We start from the raw sequence: 9,896 nt of genomic DNA, 5'->3' as shown, positions 1-9,896 counted from the left end.
GCGCCAGCCATCGGCTACACTTCCTTGCCGAGCTACCAAAACAATCACATCCTCTGAGGAGCGCGCCATTGCGCGCGGCTCGAAGGATCGACGGCCCGGATGCAGACGGGCCGTCGATCCTTCGAGACGCGCTTCGCGCTCCTCAGGATGACGGATCACGTACGGAAAAGGCGGGCGTCATGGACCTGATCGCCGACCATATCAGCCATCGCTTCGGTACGCTCGACGTGCTCGACGACATCTCGTTCACGGTCGGCGCCGGCGAGGTGGTGGCGATCGTAGGTCCCTCCGGCTGCGGCAAGAGCACGCTGCTGTCGATCCTCGGCGGCCTGCTGCGGCCGAGCCGCGGCGCGGCCGAACTGCGCGGCGCGCCGCCGTCCGACAGCCTCAATCCGCTGACCTTCGTGTTCCAGGATTTCGCGCTGCTGCCATGGAGCACGGTGGAGCAGAACATCGAATTTCCGCTGCTGCACGCCGCCTTAAGCGCAAGCGAGCGCCGCGCCGTCGTCGATGACGCGCTGCGCCGCACGGGGCTCTCGGATTTCCGTGCCACCTATCCGAAGCAGCTCTCCGGCGGGATGCGCCAGCGCGTCGGCATCGCGCGGGCGCTCGCGGTGCGGCCGGCGATCCTCTTGATGGACGAGCCGCTGTCGGCGCTGGATTCGCAGACCCGCGAGCTCCTGATGGAGGACTTTGTTCGTTTGCTCGCCGATGGCGCGATGAGTGCGGTTTACGTCACGCATAATCTCGAGGAGGCGGTTCGGCTCGCCGATCGGGTCGTCGTGTTGTCGCGCCGTCCCGGCCGCATCCGGGAGATCGTCACCATCCCGATGACGCGCGCCGAGCGCGGCGAGATTGAAGCGCGGGGCCGGATGGCGGCGCTGCAAGGCGAATTGTGGTCCTTGATCCGCAAAGAGGCGATCGACGCCGAGCGCGAGGTGCAGGATGCTTGATCGCGCCACCCCGGAAACACGAGAGCAATCCACCGACAAGCCGCGTCCGGTCGCGTTCCGCGGTGCCGGCTTCACGCCCGTCAACAGCCGCTATGCCGGCTGGATCGCGCTTCTCGTCGTGCTTGCGATCTGGCAGCTCGCCGGAAGCGCCGGTTGGGTCAACCCGCTGTTCCTGCCGGCGCCGTCGGCGATCGCGGTCGCGATCTACAAGCTCGCGATCTCGGGCGCGCTCTGGCAGCACCTCTCGTGGTCGATCATGCGCATCGGCTCCGGCTGGCTGATCGGAACGGTGGCCGGTGTCGCCGTCGGCTTCGCGATCGGGCTGTCGACGCTGGCGCGCGGCGTCGGCATCACCTTCATCTCGGCGCTGTTCCCGATTCCGAAGATCGCGCTCTTGCCGTTGTTGATCCTCTGGCTCGGGATCGGCGAGGAGCCGAAGATCGCGACCATTGCGCTCGGGGTGTTCTTCTCGACCGCGATCTCGGTCTATAGCGGCGTCGATGCGGTGCCGCGCAACCTGATCCGGATGGCGCAGAGCTTCAACGTGCCGTTCCACGCCATCGTCCGCCGCGTGATCTGGCCGGGCGCGTTGCCCTCGATCCTGGCAGGCTTCCGCATCACCGCGTCGGTTGCGCTCTTGCTCGTCGTCAGCGCCGAAATGATCGGCGCGCAATTCGGCATCGGTGCCTTCGTGCTGCAGGCCGGCAACCTGATGCAGACCGATCAGCTCTTGGCCGGCGTCGTGATCCTATCGCTGTTCGGGCTTGCGGTGGGGAAGCTGATCAACTTGCTCGAGGCGCGATTGCTGCACTGGCGGTGAGGTGTGGTCCGTGCCACCAAACACTCGTCATGGCCGGGCTTGACCCGGCCATCCACGTCTTTGGTCGCCGCTCGAAGGGAAGTCGTGGATGCCCGGGTCAAGCCCGGGCATGACGTGGAGAGAGCGAGCGTCCGTTACGCGTTCCCGCGATCCTCGCGGAACAGGTCGAGCTTCTGCTGCACCGGACGGTCGGAGAAGGAGAACAGCACGGAGTCCGTATCCGCCTCGTGCGTGACCCAGTGCCAGCTCGGCACCACGAACAGATCGCGCGGGCCCCACTCGAAGGTCTGGTCGCCGATCCTCGTGCGGCCCTTGCCCTCGATCGCGGCGAACACGGTGGCGTCGGTTGCGCGATAGCGCGCGGTCTTGAACCCCTTCGGCAGCAGCTGGATGAAGGTGCCGATGGTCGGCATCGCGAAGTCGCCGGTCTCGGGATTGGAGAATTTCAGCTTCAGGCCGTGGCAGGCGTCCCACTCGTTGCTTGCCTTGGCCTTCTCCAGCGCCTCGCGGGTGTGTTCATAGGGGTAGTTGAAGATCGGCGAGGTCTTCGACGTCCGCTTCAGGTCGACCGGCAGCAAATTGTGGCCGTAACGCGCAAAACTGTCGCCGGCGGGTTTTGAGATGGTCTGCTGGTCTTCCTTCGCGCCTTCCGCGAAGGAGCAGTCGAAGAACTGCACCATCGGGATGTCGAGCCCGTCGAGCCAGAACATCGGCTCGTTGGTTTCGTTCGAGTGGTCGTGCCAGGTCATCGAGGGCGTGATGACGAAGTCGCCCGGCGACATCGCGGTGCGCTCGCCATCGACGGCGGTATAGGCGCCCTTGCCCTCGAGCACGAAGCGCAGCGCCGATTGCGCATGGCGATGCGCCGGCGCGATATCGCCGGGCACCACCATCTGTACGCCGGCAAACAGCGAGGTCGTGATCTTCGATTGTCCGCGCAGGCCGGGATTCTCCAGCACCAGCACGCGCCGCTCGGCCTCCTTGGCCGTGATCAGCTTGCCGGCCTCGTTCATGTAGTCGCGGATCTGGTCGAACTTCCAGAGATGCGGGCGGCAGGCGCTCTTCGGCTCCGGCGTGATCAGATCGTTCATCACGTTCCACAGCGCCGAGAGATTCTGGCCGTCGATCTTCTTGTAGAACGCCTCGCGCTCCGGGGTCTTCTGCACGGCTTCCATCGGGACCTCCCGTCATTCTTGCTTGTTGCCAATTGACAGTATACTGCCAATATGAGTAGCGTCAACGGTACGTAGCAAGCCAAACGAGAACGAAGTTGCAGGGAGGTTCCGATGAAGCTGCATGGCTATTTCCGCAGCAGCGCATCCTACCGGGTCCGGATCGCGCTTAACCTCAAGGGCCTCACGACAGAGCACCTGCCGCATCATCTGCGCAAGGGTGAGCAGTGCGCGCCGGGCTATCTCGCCATCAACCCGCAGGGGCTGGTGCCGACATTGGAGGACGATGCCGGCGCGATCCTCACCCAGTCGCTCGCCATCATCGAGTGGCTGGACGAGACCCATCCCAATCCGCCGCTGCTGCCGAAGGATCCGCTGCGCCGCGCCAAGGTCCGCGCCTTCGCGCAGGCGATCGCCTGCGACACCCACCCGGTTCAGAATTTGAAAGTGCTGGCGCGGCTGCGTCAGCTCGGCCTGCCGGAGGAAAAGGTGACGGAGTGGGCGGCCTGGGCCAACCGCGAAGGGTTGGCGGCGTGCGAGACGCTGATATCGGGCGAGGCCGGGCCGTTCTGCTTCGGCGATCAGCCGACGTTGGCCGATCTCTGCCTGGTGCCGCAGCTCGCCAATGCACGCCGCTTCGGCGTCGATGTGTCGGCCTATCCGCGTCTCCTGAAAGCCGAAGCGGCCGCCAGGGCCGTGAAGGCATTCGCCGACGCCGCTCCGGACAAGCAGCCCGATGCCGAATAGCAAGCAATCGCCTGTGACCATGGACGCGGTCTATGCCGCGCCGGGTTATCTGTTCCGGCGGATGCAGCAGATCGCGGTCGCGCTGTTCGTCGAGGAGTGCAAGGCGTTCGATCTGACGCCGGTGCAATATGCGGCGCTGATCGCGATCTCGACCCATCCCGGCATCGACGCCACGCGGCTGTCGGCCGTGATCGCGTTCGATCGCTCCACGCTCGGCAACGTGATCGAGCGGCTCGAGGCCAAGGATTTCATCGCGCGCAAGCCGGCGGCGGAGGACAAGCGCGTCAAGCTGCTCTACCTCACCAAGGCGGGCGCGGCCGTTCTGCACGACATCATGCCATCGGTCGACAAGGCGCAGGCGCGCATGCTGCAGCCGCTGAAGCCGACCGACCGCAAGACGCTGCTGGCGCTGTTGACCCAGCTCGTCGATCTCAACAACGAGGCGTCGCGCGTGCCGCTGCGCGCCGAGGACGCACTCGAACATCTCGGGAAGTCTGGCTGATGACTGACACCAAACCGGTCCTGATCGCAGGCGGCGGCATCGGCGGCCTTGCCGTTGCGCTGGGCCTTGCGCAAAAGGGCATCCGTTCGGTCCTGCTGGAGAAGGCCTCACGCCTCGGTGAGATCGGCGCCGGCATCCAGCTCGGCCCGAACGCGTTCCACGCCTTCGACTATCTCGGCGTCGGCGAGGCCGCACGCAATATGGCGGTTTACATCGACCAGCTCCGGCTGATGGATGCGCTGACTGCGGATGAGATTACCCATATCGATCTGGGCGACGCCTTCCGCGCCCGCTTCGGCAATCCCTATGCGGTGGTTCATCGCGGCGATCTGCACGGCGTGTTCCTGCGCGCCTGCGAGAGCCACGACTTGATCGAGCTGCGCGTCTCCAGCGAGGTTGTCGGCTACGAGCAGGACGGTTCATCGGTGACGGCCAAGCTCGCCATTGGCGAGCGGATCACTGGGCGGCTCCTGATCGGCGCCGACGGGCTGTGGTCGAACATCCGCAAGCAGGTCACATCAGACGGGCCGCCGCGGGTCTCCGGACACACCACCTATCGCTCGGTGATCCCGACCGAGCAGATGCCTGAGGATTTGCGCTGGAACGCGGCGACGCTGTGGGCGGGCCCGAAATGCCACATCGTGCATTATCCGCTGTCGGGCTGGAAGGTGTTCAACCTCGTCGTCACCTACCACAACGACGCGCCGGAGCCGGTCGCCGGCCAACCGGTGTCGGAGGAGGAGGTGATGAAGGGCTTTCGCCATGTGCATGAGCGGGCGCAGAACATCATCCGCCACGGCACCAACTGGAAGCTCTGGGTGCTGTGCGACCGCGATCCGACCGAGCGCTGGGTCGACGGCCGCGTCGCGCTGCTCGGCGACGCCGCGCACCCGATGCTGCAATATTTCGCGCAAGGCGCCTGCCAGGCGATGGAGGATGCGGTCTGCCTGTCGCACATGCTGGCCAACCATGACGATCACGCCGCCGCGCTCGAGGCCTATCGCGCGCAGCGCTTCCCACGCACCGCGCGCGTGCAGCTGATGTCGCGCGCGATCGGCGAGCACATCTACCATCCCTCAGGCGAGCACGCCCGCTTCCGCAACGCGATCATGAGCGCGAAGTCGCAGGAGGAATGGTGCGACGATATTGCGTGGTTGTATGGCGGGACGGGGTTGGGCGCAGTCGGCGGCTAGGGAAGGTGAGGCGGCTGCCGCACCCTCAGTCGTCGTCCCGGACAAGCGAAGCGCGATCCGGGACCCATAACCACGAATGCTTGTGTGGCGGGCGCTGCCGCCACAGCTCAATGCAACAACTGGCGTCGGTGGTTATGGGTCCCGGCGAAGAGCCGGGACGACACCGAGTATGTGGCCGCTACATCCGCATCACCGCCTGCCGGTCGATCTTGCCCGTTCCGGTCTTCGGCAGCTCGTCGATGAATTTCACCTCGCGCGGATATTTGTAGGGCAGGAGTTTCGTCTTAACGTAATCCTGCAGTCGCCGCGTCGCCTCACCGGTATCGAAGCCGCTCCGGTTCATCACCACCACTGCCTTCAGCGTCATGCGGCGGTCCGGCAACTCGAAGGCGTAGACCGCGCATTCGCGGACGTCGGGGTGATCGGCGAGGCAGAGCTCGACCTCGAGCGGATAGACCCACTGGCCGGAGATCTTGATCAGGTCGTCGGCACGGCCGCGGAAGAAATGGAAACCGTCGCTGTCGCGCACGAAGCGGTCGCCGGTGTAGGTCCAGCCGCCCTCGCGCACGGTCTCGGCGGTCTTGTCGGGCCGGTTCCAGTAGAGCGGGGTGGCGGAATCGCCGCGCACCCATAAAATGCCTTCCTCGTTGTCGCCGACCTCGTGGTCGTCCTTGTCGCGCAGCATCACCTCATAGCCGGGAACGCGAAGGCCGGCGGCGCCGAGCTTCTTCTGCTCCGCGCGGTTGCTGAGATAGATGTGCAGCACCTCGGTCGAGCCGAGGCCCTCGATGATCTCGAGCCCGGTTAACGCCTTCCAGCCGTTGAAGACCTCGGCCGACAGCACCTCGGCGGCCGAGAGCGACATCCGCAGTGACGAGAAATCGGTCAGGTCGGCGCCGTCGGCCTTGGTCAGCGCGGTGTAGAGCGTCGGCAGGCCGAAGAATACGGTCGGGCGATGCTGCGTGATCGCCGCGAAGATCGTCGCCGGCTTGGGCTGGCCCGGCAGCAGCAGCGTGGCGGCGCCGACCGAGAACGGGAAGGTGATCGAATTGCCGAAGCCGTAGGCGAAGAAAATCTTCGGCACCGAGAAGCAGATGTCGCCGGGCTCAAGCTTCAGCACGCTGCGGGCAAAGGCGAGCTCGCTATAGGCCATGTCGTGCTGCAAATGCACGATGCCCTTGGGACGGCCGGTCGAACCTGACGAATACATCCAGAACGCCATCTCGTTGCGATCGGTGTCGGCCTCCGGCAATTCGGTCGCAAAGTCCGTGAGCCATTCGCTGGCAATGCGCGCATCACCGACCGCGTGGTCGTTGGCCATGCCATTGACCACGATCAGCGTGCGCAGCGGCGTGTCCTTGCAGGCCTCGGCGTTGAAACGCGAACAGAACTCGGCATCGGCCACCGCGACCGCGGCGCTCGCGTCCGACAGGTAGAACTGCAACAGATCGGGTGGCGTCAGCGTGTTGATCAGGAGCGGGACGAAGCCCGCCCGCACCGCACCGAAGAAGGCGGCCGGATAGACCGGCGTGTCGTCGAGAAACAGGAGGATGCGGTCGCCGCGCTTCAATCCGAGCGATTTGAAGCCATGGCCCCAGCGCGCGGCCTCCGCGCAGAGCTCGCGATAGGTCCGCGTGCCCGCCGGGCCGGTCAGCGCCAGCCGGTCGGCATTCCCGTTGCCGAGATTGTCGAACAGGATGCGGCTGGCATTGTAGCGTGCAGCAATCGCGAAGCCGATTTCGCGTGCACCGGGACTGTCCGAAGGCACCTGGTCGATGATGGCGGTCATGACCTGCTCCTCGCGGCTTCATAGCGGGCCATGAAGCCCGGCGACATCGCGCGCAGCCGCGCATCGTCGATCCGGCCGGAGCGCGTGATGTAGCTATAGGCGAAATCCATCAGGCCGAGCTTCATGTGCTCGGCGAAATGCTCGTACCAGTCGGCGCTGGTGCGCGCCGCGGTGACGAGCTTCTTCACGATCGGCTTGCGTTCGCTCTCATAGCGCGCGAGCGCCGGCGCGATACCTGCCTCCGCCTCCAGCGCCCTGGTCAGCGCGATCGCGTCCTCGATCGCAAGGCGCGTGCCCGAGCCGATCGAGAAATGCGCCGAATGCAAGGCGTCGCCGATCAGCACCATGTTGCCGTGCGACCAGCGCTCGTTCCAGATCCAGGGAAAATTGCGCCACACCGATTTGTTCGACACCAGCCGGTGGCCGTCGAGCGTCGCGGCGAACACCGTCTCGCAAATCGCCTGCGATTCCTCGATGCTCTTGTCGGCAAAGCCGTAGGCCGCCCAGGTCGCGGCGTCGCACTCGACCAGGAAAGTGCTCATGCCCTTTGCGTAGCGGTAGTGATGGGCGTTGAAGCTGCCGAGCTCGGTTTTGACGAAGGTCTGCGATAGCGTCGCAAAGGTCTTCGTGGTGCCATACCAGGCGAACTTGTTGGTCGAGTGCGACACCGACGCGCCGAACGCGGTCTCGAAGCCGCGGCGGACCATCGAGTTCAGCCCGTCGGCGGCGACGATCAAGTCATAGCCCGCAAGCTGATCCACCGATTGCACCGAGGTGTCGAAACGTGGCACGACGCCAACGCTGCGCACCCGCTGCTGCAGGAGCGTGAGCAGCGCCAGCCGGCCGATCGAGGAGAAGCCGACGCCGTCGATCTCGACGCTCTCGCCGCGCAGATTCAGCGTGATGTTCTTCCAGCTCTCCATCCTGGGCGCGATGGCGTCGACCGTGTCGGGGTCGTCGGCGCGCAGGAAGTCCAGCGCCTGCTCGGAAAACACTACGCCGAAGCCCCAGGTGGCGTCGGCAGCGTTCTGCTCGAACAGATCGATCTCGGCGTCGGGATGACGCTTCTTCCAGAGATAGGCGAAATAGAGCCCGCCGGGCCCTCCGCCGATCACGGCGATGCGCAACGTCTGCCTCCCAGATTGACAGTGTACTTACTAATTGGAGCCAGACTAGACTTCCTCCGGCGGGAACGCCAGAGGGAAAATGCGTCCGAGCGCTAGCTCAATAGCAGCGGCGGACCTTGACGCCGCCGACCCACACCCAGCGGCAGCCGGCGACCACCGGCTTGCGGACGACCACGGCGCCGCGATAGCCGGCGCATCCCGCGCGATAGACGCCGCGCGCGCAGACCACGGCATTGGCGTCGGCGGATTCAAAAGTCATCGTCGCAGCGAAGGACAGCACGGCGGCAGCAATCAGCAGGAATGAACGCATGAGATCTCTCCCGGTGGTTCTCTTCGACGTCTGGCAGTCAGTCTCCGTCAGTCAGTAAAGGTGCTGCGGATGCAGGTCCGCCGCCGTCTGCGGCGACCAAATCGCGCCGATCGACGGCGCGCCCGTGCGCGGCTATTTCTTCTCGGCCGCGGCCAGCACCTTCTTGCAGGCGGCCGAGAGCTTGTCGCTCTCCTTGGACAGGCAGGCGATGATCCGTCCGCCGCCGGGTGTCACGCCCTTGCAGTATTTCTCATAGTCGCCCATGCAGGCATTGCGCTGCTCCGACGTCAGCTCCTGGGCGAAGGCGGTGGTCGACCCGCCAAGCAGTGCGGCGGTCACGATGATACGCAGCATGTGTGTCTCCCTCTTCCTGACATCGCGCCGGTTGGCTCATCGTGCCGCGAATGGTGCGAGCACCTCCTTGCAGGCCGGCGACAGCGAGCCCGCATTGGTCGCCAGGCACTGCACGATCCGGCCGCCGCCGGGTTGAACGCCGCCGCAGAGCGAGCGAACGTCCGCGCCGCAGGCCGAGCGCAGCACGAACAGCTCTTCGCGCGGCCGCAACGGCCGCAGCACGATCACGCTCGGCGCGGCCGCGGGCGCGGCTGCGGGTGCCGCCGCCGTCCCGGCGGGCGCGGCGGCAGATGTCGCCCCGCCACCGCTCGCCGCGGCAACGGCCTTCTCGCATGCCGGCGAAAGACTAGCCCTGTTCCTCTCCAGGCATTGCAGCGCCGGTGCGCCCCCGGTCGGCACGCCCGCGCAGACCTTCGGATAGTCCGACCGGCAGGCGCTGCGGATCGCCGAGATCTGGGCGCTGCTTGGCTGCTTGCTTGTGGTCTTTGGTGCCGCGGCCTCGGCCGCCGGCTTGGCCGGCGCGGATTCGGTCTTCGCCGCAGCCGGTGCGGACTCGGCCTTTGGCGCGGCCGGTGCCTCGACCGCGCGGACCGCGCTCGCACAAGCTCCGGACAGGCTCGCCATGTTCTTCTGCAGGCATTGCAGCGACGCTTCACCGCCGGGCGGGACGCTCGAGCAATGCGCGGCGTAGTCGTTGCGGCATTGCGACTTGATGGCGTCGCGCTGCGCCTGGGTTGGTGCCTGCGACAATGTCGGTGTCGTGCTTGCGAGTGTGGCGAGCGCGAGCAGCGCCGAAAGCCCTGCCGCGCGGGTCAACGCGTTGATCATTTGACTCAATCCCTTTGTTGTCGCTGGAAGCCGCCGCTTCAACCGAAGTCAGTCGTGGAAAAAAGTTTTGATCTAACAACCTTGGCGAGCGACATCATTTT

Annotated in this window: 11 protein-coding genes; 5 read left to right on the top strand and 6 right to left on the bottom strand. The window is 65.7% G+C overall.

The genetic code is table 11. The features are described 5' to 3' along the window. The first annotated feature begins 179 nt into the window (after nucleotides 1-179). Together ACFFWD_RS08765 and ACFFWD_RS08760 are read left to right on the top strand one after the other, a co-directional pair. Complete coding sequence (locus tag ACFFWD_RS08765; protein ID WP_376963708.1) at nucleotides 180-953, top strand: ABC transporter ATP-binding protein; 774 nt, start codon at nucleotides 180-182, stop codon at nucleotides 951-953. After that, nucleotides 946-1,773, top strand: a complete 828-nt coding sequence (locus tag ACFFWD_RS08760) for an ABC transporter permease (RefSeq protein WP_376963705.1) — start codon at nucleotides 946-948, stop codon at nucleotides 1,771-1,773. The genes ACFFWD_RS08765 and ACFFWD_RS08760 overlap by 8 nt, the downstream gene beginning before the upstream one ends. 134 nt (nucleotides 1,774-1,907) lie before the next feature. Here ACFFWD_RS08760 and gtdA read toward each other — a convergent pair whose 3' ends face one another. Then, nucleotides 1,908-2,948, bottom strand: a complete 1,041-nt coding sequence (gene gtdA, locus ACFFWD_RS08755; protein WP_376963702.1) for a gentisate 1,2-dioxygenase — start codon at nucleotides 2,946-2,948, stop codon at nucleotides 1,908-1,910. Nucleotides 2,949-3,059: 111 nt separating this feature from the next. On the opposite strand from gtdA, the gene maiA reads away from it, so the two are divergent. From maiA to ACFFWD_RS08740, 3 genes are read left to right on the top strand one after another with little or no spacing between them, the layout of a single operon-like run. After that, the gene (maiA, locus tag ACFFWD_RS08750; RefSeq protein WP_376963699.1) at nucleotides 3,060-3,692 is read left to right on the top strand and encodes a maleylacetoacetate isomerase; all 633 of its coding nucleotides are present in this window, start codon (nucleotides 3,060-3,062) and stop codon (nucleotides 3,690-3,692) included. Beyond that, a complete protein-coding gene (locus ACFFWD_RS08745) occupies nucleotides 3,682-4,194 on the top strand; it encodes a MarR family winged helix-turn-helix transcriptional regulator (protein ID WP_376963696.1) in 513 nt (170 codons plus the stop codon). Before maiA ends, ACFFWD_RS08745 begins: the two co-directional genes overlap by 11 nt. Further along, nucleotides 4,194-5,387: a 3-hydroxybenzoate 6-monooxygenase gene (locus tag ACFFWD_RS08740; protein WP_376963693.1), complete on the top strand. Its 1,194-nt coding sequence runs from the start codon at nucleotides 4,194-4,196 to the stop codon at nucleotides 5,385-5,387. The genes ACFFWD_RS08745 and ACFFWD_RS08740 overlap by 1 nt, the downstream gene beginning before the upstream one ends. Before the next feature lie 178 nt (nucleotides 5,388-5,565). Here ACFFWD_RS08740 and ACFFWD_RS08735 read toward each other — a convergent pair whose 3' ends face one another. The 5 genes from ACFFWD_RS08735 to ACFFWD_RS08715 form a co-directional block, all read right to left on the bottom strand. Beyond that, a complete protein-coding gene (locus tag ACFFWD_RS08735) occupies nucleotides 5,566-7,176 on the bottom strand; it encodes a benzoate-CoA ligase family protein (RefSeq protein ID WP_376963690.1) in 1,611 nt (536 codons plus the stop codon). Then, a complete protein-coding gene (locus tag ACFFWD_RS08730) occupies nucleotides 7,173-8,303 on the bottom strand; it encodes an FAD-dependent monooxygenase (RefSeq protein ID WP_376963688.1) in 1,131 nt (376 codons plus the stop codon). The genes ACFFWD_RS08735 and ACFFWD_RS08730 overlap by 4 nt, the downstream gene beginning before the upstream one ends. A 97-nt stretch (nucleotides 8,304-8,400) precedes the next feature. After that, nucleotides 8,401-8,613, bottom strand: a complete 213-nt coding sequence (locus ACFFWD_RS08725) for a hypothetical protein (RefSeq protein WP_376963685.1) — start codon at nucleotides 8,611-8,613, stop codon at nucleotides 8,401-8,403. A gap of 132 nt (nucleotides 8,614-8,745) precedes the next feature. Then, complete coding sequence (locus ACFFWD_RS08720) at nucleotides 8,746-8,967, bottom strand: cysteine rich repeat-containing protein (protein ID WP_376963682.1); 222 nt, start codon at nucleotides 8,965-8,967, stop codon at nucleotides 8,746-8,748. Nucleotides 8,968-9,003: 36 nt separating this feature from the next. After that, entirely contained in the window at nucleotides 9,004-9,795 is a 792-nt protein-coding gene (locus tag ACFFWD_RS08715; RefSeq protein WP_376963680.1) for a cysteine rich repeat-containing protein, read from the bottom strand. Between the last annotated feature and the right edge of the window lie 101 nt (nucleotides 9,796-9,896).

Source organism: Bradyrhizobium erythrophlei, from assembly GCF_042430365.1.
GTDB classification, from domain to species: Bacteria; Pseudomonadota; Alphaproteobacteria; order Rhizobiales; family Xanthobacteraceae; genus Bradyrhizobium; species Bradyrhizobium erythrophlei.
This window is presented reverse-complemented; position numbering and strand designations above follow the sequence as displayed.

Excerpts from the sequence above, each read along its gene's own strand:
- ACFFWD_RS08765 (WP_376963708.1), top strand. The coding sequence starts at position 180 with ATGGACCTGATCGCCGACCATATCAGCCATCGCTTCGGTACGCTCGAC.
- ACFFWD_RS08760 (WP_376963705.1), top strand. The coding sequence starts at position 946 with ATGCTTGATCGCGCCACCCCGGAAACACGAGAGCAATCCACCGACAAG.
- gtdA (WP_376963702.1), bottom strand. The coding sequence starts at position 2,948 with ATGGAAGCCGTGCAGAAGACCCCGGAGCGCGAGGCGTTCTACAAGAAG.
- maiA (WP_376963699.1), top strand. The coding sequence starts at position 3,060 with ATGAAGCTGCATGGCTATTTCCGCAGCAGCGCATCCTACCGGGTCCGG.
- ACFFWD_RS08745 (WP_376963696.1), top strand. The coding sequence starts at position 3,682 with ATGCCGAATAGCAAGCAATCGCCTGTGACCATGGACGCGGTCTATGCC.
- ACFFWD_RS08740 (WP_376963693.1), top strand. The coding sequence starts at position 4,194 with ATGACTGACACCAAACCGGTCCTGATCGCAGGCGGCGGCATCGGCGGC.
- ACFFWD_RS08735 (WP_376963690.1), bottom strand. The coding sequence starts at position 7,176 with ATGACCGCCATCATCGACCAGGTGCCTTCGGACAGTCCCGGTGCACGC.
- ACFFWD_RS08725 (WP_376963685.1), bottom strand. The coding sequence starts at position 8,613 with ATGCGTTCATTCCTGCTGATTGCTGCCGCCGTGCTGTCCTTCGCTGCG.
- ACFFWD_RS08720 (WP_376963682.1), bottom strand. The coding sequence starts at position 8,967 with ATGCTGCGTATCATCGTGACCGCCGCACTGCTTGGCGGGTCGACCACC.
- ACFFWD_RS08715 (WP_376963680.1), bottom strand. The coding sequence starts at position 9,795 with ATGATCAACGCGTTGACCCGCGCGGCAGGGCTTTCGGCGCTGCTCGCG.